Below are 16,454 nucleotides of genomic sequence, written 5' to 3'. Positions count from 1 at the left end.
AACTCTATGTAGCATACCCCGAACGATCAAACCTCACAACCCTGAAAAAAGAAAGGGACCTGCTCATGCAGGTCCCCTCACGCAAATTATGCGTTTACTTTCGCTTTTGCCAGGTTTGCAAGTTCTGCAAACGCTGCTGCATCGTTAACAGCGAGGTCAGCCAGCATTTTGCGGTTGACTTCTACGCCTGCTACTTTCAAACCGTGTACCAGTTTGGAGTAGGACAGACCGTTGATGCGAGCTGCTGCGTTGATACGAGCGATCCACAGTTTGCGGAAATCGCGTTTTTTCTGGCGACGGTCACGGTATGCGTACAGCAGGGACTTCATGACCTGTGCATTTGCAGTTTTAAACAGACGATGCTTGGAACCGCGGAAACCGCGTGCAAGCTTCAGGATTTTCTTATGGCGACGGCGGGTAACTGTACCACCTTTAACTCTCGGCATTCTAAGTAACCTCCTATGCTGTGTTCAAACAGAAAATAATAGTCTTACAGGTAAGTGAGCATTTGCTCGATACGTTTTTGGTCGGACTTATGAACGGTACCGCGCTTGCGCAGTTTGCGCTTTACTTTTTGCTCTTTGTTGGAGAACATGTGGCTGGTGTATGCATGGCTGCGGGAGAGCTTACCGGAACCGGTACGCTTGAAACGCTTCGCCGAGCCGCGGTGAGTTTTCATTTTAGACATGATGCGAACCTCCAATTGCTTGAGTTTAGTTGTTGGTGACTTTTGGCGAAAGGATGATCATCATCGAACGGCCTTCCAGCTTCGGTGCACGCTCGAGGACTGCGATTTCTTCACATTCTTTTGCCAAACGGGTCAGAACTTTGATCCCGATTTCTTGGTGCGTGATCTCACGACCGCGGAAACGCACGCTTGCTTTGACCTTGTCGCCTTCGTTAAGGAATTTGACCGTATTGCGCAGCTTCGTTTGGAAGTCGTGTTCTTCAATATTCGGGGTCATGCGGATTTCCTTGATGGATACGACCTTTTGGTTCTTACGAGCTTCTTTTTCTTTCTTGCTCTGCTCGTACTTGAACTTGCCATAGTCCATGATCCGGCATACAGGGGGCTTGGCCGTGGGAGCCACGTTGACCAAGTCGAGGTTCTTGTCCGCTGCGATCTGCAACGCTTCACGAAGCGAGAGAATCCCCAGCTGATCACCATTCCCGTCGATCACCCGCACCTCACGTGCGCGGATGCCCTCATTAATTTGAACATCGTCTTTGCTAATAACCTGTCACCTCCAGAGCGAATGGCCTAACATTGTACTGAAAAAAAGAAAATGCGGGATGTATTGGAAGCATACATCCCGCATGGTTACAGACGCAAATAAAAATCGCACTGAAACGTTCGCATAACCCGGTCACTATCCATTCGGACGCTCTGCGGGTGAGAAGCGGGATGCTTCTTCTTGGTTGAAGAGTATTTGTCATTAAACTTCTTTATGTAATATACCTGAAAAGCGATCATGCTGTCAACAGCAAACCTTTACTGATCGGTCGCTTTTTTTGTTGGAAAATCTCCCCAGCGATGGACCGTGTCGCACAGCGTACAGCCCTGACAGTGCGTGGTCTTGCCGGCAAAGATTTTCGTCACCGTCTCCACCAGTGGGGGCAAGGAATCATCTGAATGTGCAGCGTGGATGTGCAGCTTCTCCGGCGCCAGATGGATCAACGTGCTCATCAGCATGTCTTCAACACACAGGCCAGCCCCATGGGTCGGCACGGTAGAGCTGCTCAGGTCCTCCGGTTCGATCGGCTTGCCTGCTGCGTTGAACAACCAGGTCGTACCCTCATCTACATATACCATATGTAACAGCGGAAGTCTCGGTTCTTGCACATCCAAAAAGTAGCGCAGGATCTTCACAAACTCCTGATACTCCAGATCCATCAGATATTCGTCGATCGACTGCATCGCGACGCGCTGGAGATCTTCCTGCAAAGACTGCATGCGAAAGCGCAGCAGACCTTCGATCAGCAGGTCACGCCCGCTTCGCAACTGCTCTTGCACCGACAGCGCGATATGTTGCGCCCGTAGCGGCTTGCCATTTGCGCCGAGCAATCCGGCCAGCATCTTGACGGCAGAGTCGGCCAGATATTCCACTTCATCCGCTCCGTAGTAGTAAAAATCCCCCGCCACAATTTTTTGCAGTTCCTTTCGCTCCCACACGTCGGTGATAAATTCTGCAATCGAGGCGGCCAGCGCTTCGATCACAAGTTCGATACAGGCGTCTTCTGCGCCTTCGCTCGTCCCTCGCACTCGATATGTAAAAAATGTGTAACCGCCCCTTGAAAATTGTTCGCCGATCAGCCGAATGCCCGTGTCCCGTTCCAAGCGCCTTCGAGCCATTTCCAGACACGTGCACAGCTCGCCTGCATATTTTTCCGCTCCAACCGTCAGTTTCTTCACGCCACTCCCCCCTTTCAACTCTCTCCTGTCTGTCCAAGGTGTTATAGATAAGTGTATGCAGGTCGAAAGGCTCCTATACAAATTTGATAGGGGGGCTGAATGTCTAGAGATTGTCTGCCTACCAAAAAACCGCTCCCAAACGAGGGGAGCGGTTTACTTTTTCGCAGGCAGGAACACCGTGAAGGTTGTCCCACGTCCAAGTACGCTTTCCACACGGATTTTACCGTGGTGAGCTTCCACGATCCACTTGGCGATCGACAAGCCAAGCCCAGTGCCACCATCTGAGGAGGTGCGGGATTTATCTCCACGGAAAAAGCGATCGAACACAAACGGCAGGTCCTCAGCGTCAATCCCTTCGCCCGTGTCTTGAACCACCAACTCCGCACCGTGCGATGCGCGATGGCAGGCCACATGCACCTGACCTGCTTCGCTCGTATACTTGAGTGCATTGTCGAGCAGGATGACCAGCAGTTGGCGCAGGCGAGCTTCGTCCGCTTCTAAGTGCAAGCCTGGCTGCAGTTCGGTGGTGAGCTTGATCTCTTTGAGCTCAGCCATCTGGGCAAACTGCCAAGACACATCGGCCAGCAGGCGGTCGAGTTGCAACGGTTTGCGCTCGATTTCCATTTGGTTCGAGTCGGAACGAGCCAAGGTCAACAGGTCGCCCACCAACTTTTTCATGCGCCTCGTCTCTTTATAGACGTTGGAAATTTTCTCGCTCTCCTCTTGAATGGTGCGGTCCGGATGGCGAAACAGCAGTTCGGTCTGGGATTGAATCACAGCGAGCGGCGTGCGCAGTTCATGGGAGGCATCGGCGACAAACTGCTGTTGCTTCTCCCACGAAATCCGAATCGGCACCAGTGCTCGTCCGGCCAGAAAGAATCCGGCTAAGATCGTCAAGACCCCGCCAAACAGCGTGCCTGCGATCAACACCATCGACAGACGATCCAGTATCGCCTGCTCCGAATCAATGTTGCGGACAAATTGCACCTTGGCAATCCGCACGGCAAGCGTGCCACCATTCAATTCAAGGAACGTATTTCCCCCGGTGTTCATCGTCAAAACACGGTAGCTGTGCTCGCCAAATTTGACCGTTTGCGGGAGTTGATTGCCTTCCAATTTATAAAAGCCTACGACGTCCGCCTCTTCCAGCACCTGCTGTTCCGGACTCGCATTGATCAGCTTTCCTTCTGCAGTCCAAGCCAACAGCACGGGCGGACGGTCAACCGTTTTGCCGATCGGACGGTAAAACGGACCTCGCGATTGGTCATGTACGCGATACGAAAGTTCAAGCAATCCTTCGTCCACCTGATCGACCAACCGCTGTTCCATATAGAGATACAGAGCGGTACTGCCCAAAATCAGAATGATAAAAAAAACAAGGGCGTTTAAGATGACCAACTTGTTTCGAATCCTAGCGAACATCACTGCTCTCCTTCAACATATACCCGACGCCGCGAATCGTGTGAATCAGGTGGTCGCAGTTATGCGGAGTCAATTTTTTGCGCACATAGTGCAGATAGACATCGACGACGCCCATGTTGGTATCTACGTCGAATCCCCAGACCCGGTCAAAAATCTGCTCCCGCGTCAAAATCTGGCCACGGTTGAGCAACAAATATTCTAAGAGTTTATATTCTTTTGCGGTCAGCTTCAGCGGTGTACCGTCCACAAATACATCGTACTCTTTCGCACGCAGCACCAGCGGTCCACAGAGGATGTCCCCATCGATGCCGACACCGCCTTTGCGACGCAGCAGTGCACGAGCGCGTGCCAGCAGTTCTTGAAACGCGAACGGCTTGGTCAAATAGTCATCCGCCCCGACATCGAGCCCCTTCACGCGGTCTTCCACCGAGTCACGGGCGGTGAGCAGCAAAATCGGAGTCTCACTGCCTTTTTTGCGCAACGTTTTGATGATCTCAAGCCCGCTTTTGCCAGGCAGCATGATGTCGAGCACCAGCAAGTCGTAGATGCCCTGTTCCGCAAAGGACAGCCCGTCATAACCGTTATCAGCTCGGTCGGTCTGGTAGCCCTCCTCTTCAAATACATCTGCCACCGCTTGCAAGAGCGCGGAGTCATCTTCCACGATCAACACTTTCATCATGCCGCCCCCCTTTTCTTCAGTGTGTGTCATGCTCTAGTAAATACTCGAAAAGGACAGGCAATCCCTGCCTGTCCTCGTCCGAGCCAGCTCCTTAGTCGATGAGCACTGCAGCCGGAGCAATGAAGAGATCAGTCTTGCTGACTGCCCCATCCACGCTCGGTTGCGCTTTGCTTCCCGGGAATCCGCCAAAGCCGCCTTTCACATGAACTTTATGACTGCCGCGTCCTGGAACAGGAGCGGTGTTGTTGATGATGTCCTGGAGATGAGTAGCGTCGAAGTGTGTTTTTGCCTCATCAGCCTGCTCTTGCGTGATCTTGCCGTCTGCAAGCAGTTGATCGATCTGCTTTTGGTGCTGCGTTTGCAGGAATTCGATCAGTTTCTCTTCGGAGATGCCCTTATCTGCCGCGATCTGTGCTAACGTTTTGCCCGCTTCCTGAGCGGTGCGGAATTCTTCTTCGCTCAGGCCAAGGAACGTTGGCAGTTCGGGGGAGAATGCGACGATCCTGATCCCCTTCTCCATCCCTTTACCGACCGGCCCCATTTTGCCGCCCGAGTTGTTGATCATCTCGCGCAACTGTTCTGTGGTGTGGTGCGCCTTCATCTCATCGGCTTGCGCTTGCGTGATCTTGCCGTCGGCGAGCAGTTGATCGATCTGCTTTTGGTGCTGTGCTTGCAGGAAATCGATCAGTTTCTCTTCAGAGATGCCCTTATCTGTCGCGATTTGCGCCAACGTTTTGCCCGCTTCCAGCGCGGTGCGGAATTCTTCTTCGCTCAAGCCGAGGAACTTGGTCAACTCGGCACCGTCAAACGCACCACTCATAGCGATGCCGCCTTTCTCGCGGTGCCCCATGTGTCCGCCAATTTTGGCGTTGTTGACCATCTCTTGCAAATGCTCGTCGGTCATGCGCGCTTTCATCTCGTCAGCCTGCTCTTGCGTGATCTTGCCATCTGCCAGCAACTGATCGATCTGTTTTTGTTGTTGTGTTTTCAAAAATTCGATCAATTTCGCTTCGGTGATGCCTTTTTCCTTGGCGATCTGCGCCAGAGTCTGGCCTGCTTGTTGTGCGCTCCGCAGTTCCTCTTCGGTGATCCCAAGGAAGCTCGGGAGCTCCGTGTCAAACTGCACCTTCCACATTTTTTTGCCTTCCATCGGCGCTTGTTGTTGTGACGTGGCTTTATTATCTGCGGTCGCTGCCAGTGCAGTGCCAGTCCCTACCAACGCCACGGCCATCCCCAAGGTCATCAAAAATTTTGCTCGTCTGTTCATCATATTACACTCACCCTTTCGGTTGTAGTTGACTTGCCTGATCCGCTTACAACCTCAGTATGGGATGCTCTTCTTAGATTTTCTTTAAAAAAGCCCATCGGCAAAAATATTTTCCAGCCGCTGGTACTGGTATAATTGAAAAATGTTCAAAAGCACGAAGGAGGGTTTCTGGTGATTGAATGGTCTGGACGGGAGTTTGAAGGCGAAGATCTGCGCGATGTGGACTTTAGCGAAGGGGATCTTAAAGATTGCAAATTTGTGAATTGCTCGTTTCAACATGCGCAGATGAAAGAACTGCAAACCAGCGGCTGTCAGTTTATCGGGTGTGATCTCAGTGGCGCCCAGTTGAACAATTCGGTGCATCACAACTCGGCGTTTGTCAATTGTATGTTCCAGTCGGCCAACCTGTTTGTCTCGCAGTTTACAGGCTGCAAAATGACAGGGTCGAGTTTTCTCAGCGCGACTCTGACCGGGACTACCATTTCGGGCGGAGACTTCTCCTATGTCAACCTGCGCTCACAAGATCTGAAGGGACAAAAGTTGCGCGGCGTGCGCTTTGTAGAAGCGGACCTGTATGGATGTACCTTGGAGAAAGCGGACCTGCGCGACACCGATCTGTCGCGGGCGATCCTCGCACATTCCAAGTTGTCCGGAGCAGACTTTCGCGGGGCCATGATGGACGGCGTAGCGTTTGTCAACGTTGACGTGCGTGGGGCTCGGCTCGATCTGCAACAGGCTGTGCTGTTTGCCAGATCGTTTGGCGCAAAAGTTGATTGAACGCAAAAAAGCCCTGCAAAGGGCTTTTTTACTTACTGGGGCGAAAAGGCAGATCACGCCTCCTCAAATAGCTTCTCCAGCATCGCATCGCGCTGGTTTAAAAAATATTTCGTCACCGCATAATGCGGCGTTTCCTCATAATCGATCTTTTGTAGCGGCGCTTCATCGAATGAATAAATATCAGCACCCGGATAGCCCAGCAAAATCGGGGAATGCGTGCAGATAATAAACTGCGTCCGCTTCGTGTCGACCAGCTTTTTCATTATGCTCAAAAAGGCCAATTGCCGCATCGGCGACAATGCAGCCTCTGGCTCGTCGAGCAAGTAGATCGAATTGCCCGACTCCTGAAAGCGGTTTTGAAACAGGTCGAGAAACGCCTCACCATGTGAGCGCTGATGCAATGATTTGCCCCCGTAGCGCGAGTACGGATTTCCTCCAAAGTCCTTTTCCTGCTTCCGTCGATCGAGCAACGAAGCAAAATTGAAAAATGTCTCCGAGCGCAAAAAGAAGCCGCTGCGCACTCGAGGCATCCACGACAGCCGCAGGACCTGATCGAGCAATAACTCGTGCGCTTCCGAATGCTCTTCTGCCAGAATTTCACCACCGCTTTTCGGAAAATCGCACAATGATGCAATCGCTTCGAGCAACGTCGATTTACCAGTCCCGTTTTCCCCGACAAAAAAGGTCACCGGCTGATGCAACTCGAGCGTATCAAGGCTGCGGTAGGCTGGAAGCTGAAATGGGTACTGACGCTTTTGGCTTTGCGAAATCCGTTCCCAACGAAATTGAATGTCACGCAAAAACAAGGCCGCCCCTCCCTTCTCCCACATTTTCCAATAAAAAGAGAGCGGTGGTCAAGCCTCCGCCCTGTACTTCCCTTTTCGTTTGAACTAATAGACTCGGCGCGCTCCGACGAAATGCGGTCCCCAAAAGGAATTGTTCATCGAATAGACCCAGATCCCTTTGGAAGAAGTGGCGGAGATAAACTTGTTGTTGCCCAGGTAAAAGCCGACATGTGAGATATGTTTTCCTTCGATCGCAAAAAAGACGAGATCACCAGGTCGCAATTTCCAGCGATTGATCGGGCGGCCAAATTTGTACATGCCGGACGAAGTGGTTCGCGGGACGCTGACGCCAAATTTGCGGAACATATAATGAACAAATCCTGAGCAGTCAAACCCTTTGCTCGGCGACGCGCCACCCCAAACATATTTGATGCCTGTGTAATGTGTGGTGTCAGCTATCATCTTGCGCTTTAAAATCGCGTGGGAAATCTCCCGCGTCGTGACGGAACCAGCCACACCGTCTGCGTGAATGCTGTACGCGAGTTGAAAATTTCGCACCGCTTGTTTGGTGATCGTGCCGTAATAGCCGGTGATCTTTCCATATTTATAGTAGCCGAGTGTTTTCAAATTGGTTTGCAATTGACGAACCGCATAGCCGGAGTAGCCTTGTTTCAGCAGGCCATGCTGCAGATGATTCGGCAAGCTGACTACCGTTTCGGTCGGTTGCGGCAACTCCATTTGCGCCTGTACCTTCTCGGGAATTCCAACACATACAAGTGTCGATACGATCAAGAGGGTTCCTACTAGCCGTTTGGCAAACCGTGTCATCTGAGATTCCTCCTTCGCTCTGGTACCCTGTTAAGATCACCAAAAGAGGAAGTTTAGATGACTGGAAAAAGCCCCCGGAATCATCCGAGGGCTCGTGTTGAATCATATGAAGATGAGGACACATTTTCCAAAGCATTAGGACTTCCTGTAGATGTAGGGACCTCCGCTACATAGGTGCAAGCCGTGCGGAGTACTTCTCTGTATGACGGAATCAACCTCTTACTCTCGCAACTTGCGATCCCACGGTTATCAGGAAAATGTGCTCATCAGATTAGTCGCACAGGCGGGTCGTTTTGTTGCAGCGATCCTGAAAGTTTTAATCCGTTATTCCCGTTTGTTTATCGATTCGGCCAACAAGCGCTCTATCGCTTCCAAACGTCGGTTGGTCTGTTCGGTGTTCGCACGTATTTTGACCAAGGCAATTACAGCGACGATAACCAATACGATACTACCTATGAAAAATAAAAATCCGATCAACTGAATGATTAAGGTTCCAAGCATGAAATTCATATGTGACACACCTCCTATTTACTTACTAGTACGATGAGTGAATGGAAAAGTTGCAAATGAAAGAGCGACCGGCATCTGTGGATGATGGGTGATGCTGTGTAGCCGGGTGGGGGAATCGAACCTTCGACTCCTAAATGTTTAATTAGAAAATACCCCTACGTTGCTTTATTTTCCCATGAGGAGATAACCCGTATTTCTCCAGATTATATAACCGACAATTAGCCAAGTTCCAAATATCAAACAGGTAACCAGATCATTTCTATTCCAATTATTTCTTGTTGCTATAAATGTAACAATCCAGATTATCAATGAGAGCAATCCAAACATACCAACCAGTTGATTTTGCACAAACAGTAATAGTGCGAATAGAAGCAATATGATATCAAATCCGTAGGTTTTTAAAAACGCTCCTTTGAAACGAGACGAAACAAACTTTTCGAGTTTCAAGCAGATGTACAGTGTAACAGCCGATTCTAAATGACCAAAAGCTGACGCTATTGCCTGTCCAAAGGTTGACGGATATAATGACCACCATACATATCCTAGAACAGGAAAAGGACGCCTCTGAAAGATGTGCCACTGCGCCAACAGTTGCACCAGAGTCGTCCCCCAAAAAAACCATATGGTTATTGTATCTCATTATCAAATTGAAGAAAAGCTTGGTGTTTTTCATACGGAGTGCAGAGAAGCATATTTGACCAATATGTGAAGATGACTTGTACACAATCGGGAGTCGGAGGCGCGTCGGGCGAAAGCCAACCGGCGATCAGATCACCTACATAATTCGTCGTTTGCGTTGCAAAGGTTGCGAGCGGATTCATCATGAATTACCGGATTTGCTCGTCCCTTACAAACGTTATGAAACCGAATGCCTCGAATCAGTTGTGTCTAATAGACAGGCTCCAGACGTAGCAGCAGATGAATCGACCTTGTACCGCTGGCGCGTTTGGTTCGGGAAGTGTTGGCAGTATTGGGTGAATTGTTTATTAACAATTGCGTCGCGTTCAGGAAATCCGGTGGAGGCATTGTCCGTACCTTCATCATCTGCACTCCAACGGATCGGACATTTTGTCGGACAAGGCGTCGGATGGCTGGCGAGAGTTGTCCGCCCCATCGTTCATTCTCAATTATGGGTACATACCCGTTTTGCCTTCTTGTCCGACATCCCTTGATATATGGTGAATCTACATCCTATTGGAAAGGACTGTAGACTCCTATGAATAACGAAAAAAAGGCGGAAGAAGTCGCCGCAGAGCGCATGCAACTGATCTCTCCGCTAGTAGCCGAAGGGATTGACCCTGGCAAAGCCAAGGAACTGAAGAAAGCCATTTGTGAACAGACGGGCTTATCCGAGCGAACTCTTCGACGCTATTTGTCTGCCTATCGAACCGACGGCTTCGCTGGACTTCGACCTCAAGGAATGGGAAAGCGGCGATCAGCCGAAGCGATCACTCCTTATCTGCTAGAGCAAGCGATTCTGCTTCGTCGAGAAGTACCAAGTCGCAGTGTCGCGCAAATCATTCAGATACTCGAATGGGAAGGTTTGGCCAAGCCCGGTGAGATTAAGCGTAGCACGTTGCAAGAGAAATTGATGGAGCGCGGCTACAGCACTCGCCATATGCGACTTTACTCAACCGCCGGCCTTGCGGCCAGACGCTTTCAACACAAACAGCGCAACCGCTTGTGGCAAAGCGATATCAAGTTCGGGCCCTATCTACCGATTGGTGAAGGCGGAGCTAACAAGCAGGTGTACCTCGTTGCATTCATCGACGATGCGACACGTTATGTGTTACATGCCGCATTCTATCCGACACTCGATCAAACGATTGTGGAAGACTGTTTCCGTTACGCAATCCAAACAAGTGGCGTTCCTGAATCTGTCTACTTTGATAACGGCAAGCAATTTCGAACCAAAAGCATGACTCGCACATGCGCCAAACTAGGTATTCGCCTTCGCTTTACGAGACCATATGCAGCCGAATCCAAGGGGAAGATCGAGCGTTTCAACCGAGTCATAGACAGTTTCCTTGCGGAAGTGATGTTGGAAAAGCCGCAAACACTCGACCAACTCAATGAATTGTTTCAAGTTTGGCTCACCGAATGTTACCAGACCAAGCCCCACTCCGCACTTGATGACAGTTCAAGCCCTCAGGTAGCGTTCCGTAGCGACTCGACACCGCTCCGACTCGTCGAAGAATCAATTATCGCGGATGCGTTCCTACACAGCGAATCCCGAAAAGTGGACAAGGCTGGTTGTATCAGCTTTATGGGTAAAAAATACGAGGTTGGGCTCCCGTTCATCGGGCATAGAGTGGAAGTCGTCTACGACCCGCGTGACATCTCAACAATTACCATTGAATATGGCAATCACACGCCGTGGCAGGCGAAAGAGCTGACCATCGGTGAATGGGCAGGACAACGCCCCTCGTTGCCATCGACAATTGAAACAGTTTCAGCAAATGGTTCGCGGTTATTGGTCGCTGCAGAGAAGAAGAATCAAGTTCGAAAAGAACGTCAGACACGCGCTGTCTCGTTCCGTAAGATGCGGGAGGAGGCACAGCCGGATGTTTGAAGCGTTTTACGAAATGACGAGAACACCTTTTTCACGCGACATGCCGACTCATGAGTTGTATGCTTCAGATGTTTTGGAAGAAACGCTGGAGAGGTTGGCATATACCGCCGAAAGGCAATGGTTTTCAGTTGTGACAGGTGACTGCGGAACGGGTAAAACAACGACGATCCGCCGGTTTGCAGATGTACTTGACTCATCGAGATTCAAATTGCTCTATTTATCTGATTCGAAGCTAACGCCACGCCATTTTTACAAAGGATTGCTCGAACAATTGGGGTGTGAAGCGAAGTTTTATCGAGGAGACAGTAAGCGACAATTGCATCGGGAAATTGAATTGATGCGAGGAGTTCATCGCTTACAGCCTGTAGTGGTGGTTGACGAGGCGCATTTGTTGGACAAGGAGATGTTCGAAGAAGTGCGATTTTTGCTCAACTTCAGAATGGACGCTCAGAGTCCTATGGCCTTGATCCTGGTCGGGCAAAATGAGTTGTGGGAACGTCTGCAACTGCAGACGTTCACGGCTATTCGCCAAAGAATTGATCTGCAATGCAAACTTGTTCACTACGACCGCTCACAAGTGGGAGCATATATCTCACGTCATTTGGAATATGCCGGCGTTAGCCGGGATCTTTTTACGGACGGTGCGATCGATGAGATTTACCGTTATTCGAGCGGTACAGTTCGCTTGGTGAACAAAGCGGCGACACATAGTCTGATCTACGGTGCAGCGAACAAGCACCGGATCATTGACGACCACATGATAAAACGGGTGATCGAGGGAGAATTGACTTAATTCTCCCGCTTTTCCTTTCAGGGGTGGCACCGCTAACGCGGTCATCATTTCCGTCAACTCTTGGACAGCAAAGCCTGTCAGTTTACGGACATTATAGGGCAATAGTAACAGTACAGGAAGGGAAGTAAGAACAGTACAATCAAGAAATTAAGGTCGAAAAGTACCATACCGAGTCCTTCCATCAGTTTCCGCAAATATTCCCCTTTATTAGAAAGCAGTGCTATTGTATCAAAAATCAAGTATACGAGGATTGGAAACAGAATGTGTTTATCCATAAACCTTCTAAAAACTATATATGTCACAAAAGATAACACCAATGAAATTCCGCTAAAACCAAAAATTGCGATATGAAGTACTATACAAATTGCTAATGCCGAAGAGCCGAAAAAATTCTCAGACACTTTCGTTTTGCTCAGTAATATGAGAATAACCAACAGGAAATAAATAATCCCGTTATCGTACTCCGTTCTTATTAGCGAATTGAGACCGATTATGCCAAGTGTACTAAAAATTATTAGAAGTCTATTTAGCAGACCATTCGATTCTAATATTAACACTAATCTCTCTAAAGGAGATCTTCCAAAGGTTTTGTCACCAAATTTGTAGTTCTTACTCATTAGTATCCCTCGAATCACCCTTAGTAATTTTCATTACTATGATATCATATGATAGATCTTAAACACTGGTTGCTTTTCATACTTCGTTTTTTGGAATCACTTTTGGTAAAATCAATACTCTTTAAAATCAAAGCTCAAAATCGGCCAAAATTCCCCTCGATTATAGGTATCGGCGAAAAACATATTTCTCCTATTCAGAATGTTCTTTTGCTACTTTTGTCCTCCAATCTAATCTCCGCCCTACAAAACAAAAAAGGCAACCCCTTCAGGTCGCCCAATTCACCGCTCTTGTTTTCTTATCCTTACCTTCCAAATGCTCCTTCGCCTTCTTCTCTGTCTCAGCCTCAATCTCATGCCCGCACCACATCCAAACTCCTTGCCTCGTCTTGCTCTTATACAAATAGCCCCAGATCCCAGTCGCGCCGATCATCGCCCCGACCCTTTCCCATAAAGCCCCGTCCGACAAACCCTCTAAACCGAATATGCTCTCTTCGAGTTTAGTCATTGCTTCGTAAAAATCCTTTGCTTCCACTCGATGACCGCGAAAGTACCAACGATCACGATACTTCTTGTGGATGAACAGGCAACCTACTTGGTACCCGATCCGCACTTTCGTTCGAGAATAGCACTCCCAATTATGTCTTTCGTAGGGTGTCATCAGCTTTACTTTCACAAAATGATCCCACGCTGTTCTAACTGGTTGATCAAGTAGTGGTGAAACGCTTCCATCCGCTCATATGCTTCCTGGTGATCCCCTTTGTCGTTCAGAAATCGGCACATGTGTAACATAACTGCTTCAAGCTCCGCAATCTTGCCGTGTTGCTCAAAAATCTTGACCGCGTTCTCAAGGTGCTTCTTCCCTTTTTTCTTATCTTCGCGACGAAAATAGACAAATGATAGAACGCGGTGAACTTGCCCCATTGTAGAATCCGTATCAGGAAGAGCCATTCTCGCTTTTTCGGCATATGCCCATGCTTCGTCATACTCATGATTATCCAAACAATTCAGCGCAAGGTCGGCGTAAACTTCACCCGCTTTCTGTTTCTTTCCATTTTGCTCATACTGTTCCGCTATGGACAAAATTATTGGAACGGACTTGTTCCAATCGCTCGAATCGCGCTGAAGCATAAGCAATCGGCGTTGCATTTCCTGCATGTGCTCTTTCGTAGATTGTTCCTCCAAATGTACAGTTGCCTTCACAGCGTATTCTTGTGCTTGCTCATACTTCTTTTGCCGATCATAGACCTCTGCCAAACGAAGGTATGTCTTCCCTCGCTCTTCACCATTGTGCTGGTGGAGTAACAACGCCCTTTCGTACAACTTCGCCGACTCTGCCACCTTTCCGATCCGCTCGTGGAGAGTTGCCAACTGCATGAGAACCTTTGCTTGAAGATCTGTGTCAATCTCCTCAATCGTTTGAAGTTCTTCCCAAGCGCGGTTCGTATGGAAAAGTGCGATTGGGTAATCATTTTTCAACTCAGCGACCTTTCCAAGATAATACAGCACTTCAGCCAGCAAATGATTGTTCCGTTCCGTGTTGCAAATTTGATACAACTGGTTCAGCAAGCTTTCTGCTTCTAGCGCATTTCCCAACTCAATGTGACATTGCACGAGTTCCAAAAACAACCCCTCTTTCGGAATCCGGCGCTGTTGGATTTCCAAGAGATCATTCAACAGCGGGATGGCAGGTTGATACTCTCTCGCTCGAACCATACTTTTCGCCATCTTATATTTACTCGACGACTCCAAATCGAAATTCACTCCATTTAAGAGTTGTTCAAGTGGAACATCAAGTCGAGCTGCTAAAGCAACCAGTGTTTTGTAGGAAGGACGTGCCCTGTCACTTTCAATTTGCGAGATCAAAGATGGTGTGCATAAGCCCGAAGCAAGCTCTATTTGGGTGATACCCTTCTTTAAGCGTGTTTCACGAACTCTTTGCCCAAGAGACGAACGATTCAATGTCAACTCTCCCTTCTTCGTCGTTTCGATTTGATTATAGGAGCGTTTGTTTGATTACATCAATTCTCGATGTAAAGTATTAATCTATAAGTAATTACAGAAATTTGTTTGTTTCATTGCTGATTTATGACAAGATCTGTATAATATTCAATAAAGTCCAGTAAATCGGGTGATATAGATGAATGAATCATTAGGTCAAAGAATTCGAAGACTTAGATAAGAACGAAACTTATCACAAACCGACCTTGGTAATCTGGTAGGAGTCACTATATCTTGGATTAGTACAATTGAACAGGATCGAGCTATGCCATCTGCAGAACTCTTGAGCAAATTTGCCGATGCATATAAAATTCCTATCCGAGAGCTACTGCAAGATGAAGATCAACATATGGAACTGGTCAGTAGATTAAAGATTATCGAGATTCTACTGGAAAATGCTCATTCATCGGATGCTGAGTCCATGATAAAAGATCTAGAAAACCATCCAGAGTTATCAGAAAAGGATCGAATTTCCTTAACTTTGAACCTGTCAGAATGTAGATACCAACAAAGTCGCCACGATGAGGTATTGTCTATCCTGCAACCATTGGTTGACAGTCTTGAAATCATAAATTACCACGACGTTCACACTCTTGCTTGGATACGAAACAAAATCGGAAACGCTTATACCCAGATGCAGGATACTGTAAATGCATACTACAATTACAAGAAAGCGTTAGATCTAGCATCGCGGTTCCCCGTATTCGACAGTCTAGCTGCTTATATTACATATAACGTAGGACTGACACTCAGAAGAAAAGGTCGAAATATGGAAGCTGCTGGGTACCTTGAAAGAGCAGGGCATTATTTTGAACAAACTAAGGACATGAAAAGTTTAGCTCATACACTTTTTGTACAAGGAATCGCATATAAGAATATAGGTGACCATATCAGGGCAACCGATCTTCTGGAGCAGTCGACTAAAATTTATCAGACAATGCAACACTACACATTATGTCATTCTGTAGCGGTGACATTGGCTTCCTCAGTTCTTGCTGAACAAGATCCTAATAAAGCCTTGACAGAGCTTGAAAACAGCCTTCAATATTTCGAAAATAAAAATGATTGTCTTAAGGTAGTTTTCGTGATTTCTAAGATTGTTACAATACTGGTGAGTATCAATGAACTACACCTGTGTGATGATCATCTGAATCGTGCTTTGAAAATTATCAAAGATCAAAATAACCAACATAGTCACGAAATAGCTGACTTCTTCAGGACTTTTTCTAATTATCTAATAAAAATGAAACAATATGATCACGCAAAGAAATACGCTTTAAAATCCTCACGGATTTATGATATGCTGGGGATGTTTCGTGACGAAATCGACTCCCTCAAAATTGTTGTGGAGTGCTACAAAGAAATGGGTGATTTCAAGAAAGCTTTCGAGTATCAAACCCTCCGTAACGACTTACTAGAAAACCTCCAGAAGGAGTGAACAAAATGAGAAGACTTTTACTACTTTCCGTGTTCTTAGTTGTAATCACGGGGATTTCCACAAGCAATCCTCATGTCACAAAGGTATCATCCGATCTCGACCCCGGCCCCCTTGGAGTAATTGCGAAACCTAAATATTAGATTATTTGGACTTCAGCGCCCGCATGGGTGCTTTTTTGTTTCTCATGAATTCTCCATTTCATTTGATACGCATCATAAGCAGCTGGCACAATCGAGTACCCAATTCTCTCCCCACTCAGAGACTCATATTTGCCCTGTATCGCGTTTTTGAATTGAAAGGGTGAGGACTGGGTGCATTGAATCTGAAAATCTAATACAGCGCAAAAATTAGTCAT

The 16,454-nt window shown here is 47.9% G+C and carries 17 protein-coding genes and 1 pseudogene; 5 read left to right on the top strand and 13 right to left on the bottom strand.

The window, feature by feature from the left end:
- Positions 1-86: 86 nt before the first annotated feature.
- The 7 genes from rplT to CIG75_RS05965 all read right to left on the bottom strand — a co-directional run bounded on the left by rplT (position 87) and on the right by CIG75_RS05965 (position 5,784).
- Positions 87-446, bottom strand: a complete 360-nt coding sequence (gene rplT / locus CIG75_RS05995) for a 50S ribosomal protein L20 (RefSeq protein ID WP_094235839.1) — start codon at positions 444-446, stop codon at positions 87-89.
- A 44-nt stretch (positions 447-490) separates the two neighbouring features.
- Positions 491-688 carry a 50S ribosomal protein L35 gene (gene rpmI, locus CIG75_RS05990; RefSeq protein WP_094235838.1) on the bottom strand — a complete coding sequence of 66 codons (198 nt, stop codon included), beginning with the start codon at positions 686-688 and terminating at the stop codon, positions 491-493.
- A gap of 25 nt (positions 689-713) precedes the next feature.
- The gene (infC, locus tag CIG75_RS05985) at positions 714-1,235 is read right to left on the bottom strand and encodes a translation initiation factor IF-3 (RefSeq protein WP_094235837.1); all 522 of its coding nucleotides are present in this window, start codon (positions 1,233-1,235) and stop codon (positions 714-716) included.
- Between the two features lie 257 nt (positions 1,236-1,492).
- Positions 1,493-2,413, bottom strand: a complete 921-nt coding sequence (gene ytxC, locus CIG75_RS05980) for a putative sporulation protein YtxC (RefSeq protein ID WP_094235836.1) — start codon at positions 2,411-2,413, stop codon at positions 1,493-1,495.
- A gap of 153 nt (positions 2,414-2,566) precedes the next feature.
- The gene (locus tag CIG75_RS05975; protein WP_094235835.1) at positions 2,567-3,835 is read right to left on the bottom strand and encodes a sensor histidine kinase; all 1,269 of its coding nucleotides are present in this window, start codon (positions 3,833-3,835) and stop codon (positions 2,567-2,569) included.
- Positions 3,825-4,511, bottom strand: a complete 687-nt coding sequence (locus CIG75_RS05970) for a response regulator transcription factor (protein WP_094235834.1) — start codon at positions 4,509-4,511, stop codon at positions 3,825-3,827. The genes CIG75_RS05975 and CIG75_RS05970 overlap by 11 nt, the downstream gene beginning before the upstream one ends.
- Before the next feature lie 94 nt (positions 4,512-4,605).
- Complete coding sequence (locus CIG75_RS05965; protein ID WP_094235833.1) at positions 4,606-5,784, bottom strand: hypothetical protein; 1,179 nt, start codon at positions 5,782-5,784, stop codon at positions 4,606-4,608.
- 168 nt (positions 5,785-5,952) lie between these two features.
- Here CIG75_RS05965 and CIG75_RS05960 point away from each other — a divergent pair, with 168 nt between their 5' ends.
- Positions 5,953-6,558: a pentapeptide repeat-containing protein gene (locus CIG75_RS05960; RefSeq protein ID WP_094235832.1), complete on the top strand. Its 606-nt coding sequence runs from the start codon at positions 5,953-5,955 to the stop codon at positions 6,556-6,558.
- Between the two features lie 53 nt (positions 6,559-6,611).
- Here the strand turns inward: CIG75_RS05960 and CIG75_RS05955 are convergent, their stop codons facing one another.
- The 4 genes from CIG75_RS05955 to CIG75_RS05940 form a co-directional block, all read right to left on the bottom strand.
- Positions 6,612-7,364 carry an AAA family ATPase gene (locus CIG75_RS05955; RefSeq protein WP_227874371.1) on the bottom strand — a complete coding sequence of 251 codons (753 nt, stop codon included), beginning with the start codon at positions 7,362-7,364 and terminating at the stop codon, positions 6,612-6,614.
- Between the two features lie 84 nt (positions 7,365-7,448).
- Positions 7,449-8,171, bottom strand: a complete 723-nt coding sequence (locus CIG75_RS05950; protein ID WP_094235830.1) for a C40 family peptidase — start codon at positions 8,169-8,171, stop codon at positions 7,449-7,451.
- 324 nt (positions 8,172-8,495) lie between these two features.
- The gene (locus CIG75_RS05945) at positions 8,496-8,681 is read right to left on the bottom strand and encodes a hypothetical protein (protein ID WP_094235829.1); all 186 of its coding nucleotides are present in this window, start codon (positions 8,679-8,681) and stop codon (positions 8,496-8,498) included.
- A 165-nt stretch (positions 8,682-8,846) separates the two neighbouring features.
- On the bottom strand, positions 8,847-9,278 hold the full coding sequence (locus tag CIG75_RS05940) for a hypothetical protein (protein WP_094235828.1): 432 nt from the start codon (positions 9,276-9,278) through the stop codon (positions 8,847-8,849).
- Positions 9,279-9,382: 104 nt separating this feature from the next.
- On the opposite strand from CIG75_RS05940, the gene CIG75_RS21185 reads away from it, so the two are divergent.
- From CIG75_RS21185 to CIG75_RS05925, 3 genes are read left to right on the top strand one after another with little or no spacing between them, the layout of a single operon-like run.
- The gene (locus CIG75_RS21185) at positions 9,383-9,853 is read left to right on the top strand and encodes a DUF6431 domain-containing protein (protein ID WP_265415077.1); all 471 of its coding nucleotides are present in this window, start codon (positions 9,383-9,385) and stop codon (positions 9,851-9,853) included.
- A 44-nt stretch (positions 9,854-9,897) separates the two neighbouring features.
- Positions 9,898-11,253, top strand: a complete 1,356-nt coding sequence (locus CIG75_RS05930; RefSeq protein ID WP_094234887.1) for a DDE-type integrase/transposase/recombinase — start codon at positions 9,898-9,900, stop codon at positions 11,251-11,253.
- Positions 11,246-12,046, top strand: coding sequence for an ExeA family protein (locus CIG75_RS05925; RefSeq protein ID WP_094234888.1), 801 nt, complete (start codon positions 11,246-11,248; stop codon positions 12,044-12,046). The genes CIG75_RS05930 and CIG75_RS05925 overlap by 8 nt, the downstream gene beginning before the upstream one ends.
- A gap of 882 nt (positions 12,047-12,928) precedes the next feature.
- On the opposite strand, the gene CIG75_RS20600 is transcribed toward CIG75_RS05925, so the two are convergent.
- Positions 12,929-13,168 (bottom strand): hypothetical protein, encoded by a 240-nt coding sequence (locus tag CIG75_RS20600; protein WP_157729413.1) that lies wholly within the window; start codon positions 13,166-13,168, stop codon positions 12,929-12,931.
- 164 nt (positions 13,169-13,332) lie between these two features.
- Positions 13,333-14,622, bottom strand: a complete 1,290-nt coding sequence (locus CIG75_RS05910; protein WP_157729412.1) for a helix-turn-helix domain-containing protein — start codon at positions 14,620-14,622, stop codon at positions 13,333-13,335.
- Between the two features lie 232 nt (positions 14,623-14,854).
- On the opposite strand from CIG75_RS05910, the pseudogene CIG75_RS05905 reads away from it, so the two are divergent.
- A pseudogene (locus tag CIG75_RS05905) lies at positions 14,855-16,099 on the top strand (helix-turn-helix domain-containing protein); the annotation flags it as partial.
- Positions 16,100-16,454: the final 355 nt, after the last annotated feature.

The sequence above is a fragment of the Tumebacillus algifaecis genome (genome assembly GCF_002243515.1).
Lineage (GTDB): Bacteria > Bacillota > Bacilli > Tumebacillales > Tumebacillaceae > Tumebacillus_A > Tumebacillus_A algifaecis.
Note: the sequence above shows the minus strand (reverse complement) of the source record. Positions and strands in the feature narration are given on the sequence as shown.

What these genes read in the sequence shown, in the direction of transcription:
- CIG75_RS05925 (WP_094234888.1), top strand. Translation starts at nt 11,246, where the DNA reads ATGTTTGAAGCGTTTTACGAAATGACGAGAACACCTTTTTCACGCGAC.
- CIG75_RS05965 (WP_094235833.1), bottom strand. Translation starts at nt 5,784, where the DNA reads ATGATGAACAGACGAGCAAAATTTTTGATGACCTTGGGGATGGCCGTG.
- CIG75_RS05930 (WP_094234887.1), top strand. Translation starts at nt 9,898, where the DNA reads ATGAATAACGAAAAAAAGGCGGAAGAAGTCGCCGCAGAGCGCATGCAA.
- CIG75_RS20600 (WP_157729413.1), bottom strand. Translation starts at nt 13,168, where the DNA reads ATGACTAAACTCGAAGAGAGCATATTCGGTTTAGAGGGTTTGTCGGAC.
- CIG75_RS05970 (WP_094235834.1), bottom strand. Translation starts at nt 4,511, where the DNA reads ATGAAAGTGTTGATCGTGGAAGATGACTCCGCGCTCTTGCAAGCGGTG.
- CIG75_RS05945 (WP_094235829.1), bottom strand. Translation starts at nt 8,681, where the DNA reads ATGAATTTCATGCTTGGAACCTTAATCATTCAGTTGATCGGATTTTTA.
- CIG75_RS05975 (WP_094235835.1), bottom strand. Translation starts at nt 3,835, where the DNA reads ATGTTCGCTAGGATTCGAAACAAGTTGGTCATCTTAAACGCCCTTGTT.
- rplT (WP_094235839.1), bottom strand. Translation starts at nt 446, where the DNA reads ATGCCGAGAGTTAAAGGTGGTACAGTTACCCGCCGTCGCCATAAGAAA.
- rpmI (WP_094235838.1), bottom strand. Translation starts at nt 688, where the DNA reads ATGTCTAAAATGAAAACTCACCGCGGCTCGGCGAAGCGTTTCAAGCGT.
- CIG75_RS05950 (WP_094235830.1), bottom strand. Translation starts at nt 8,171, where the DNA reads ATGACACGGTTTGCCAAACGGCTAGTAGGAACCCTCTTGATCGTATCG.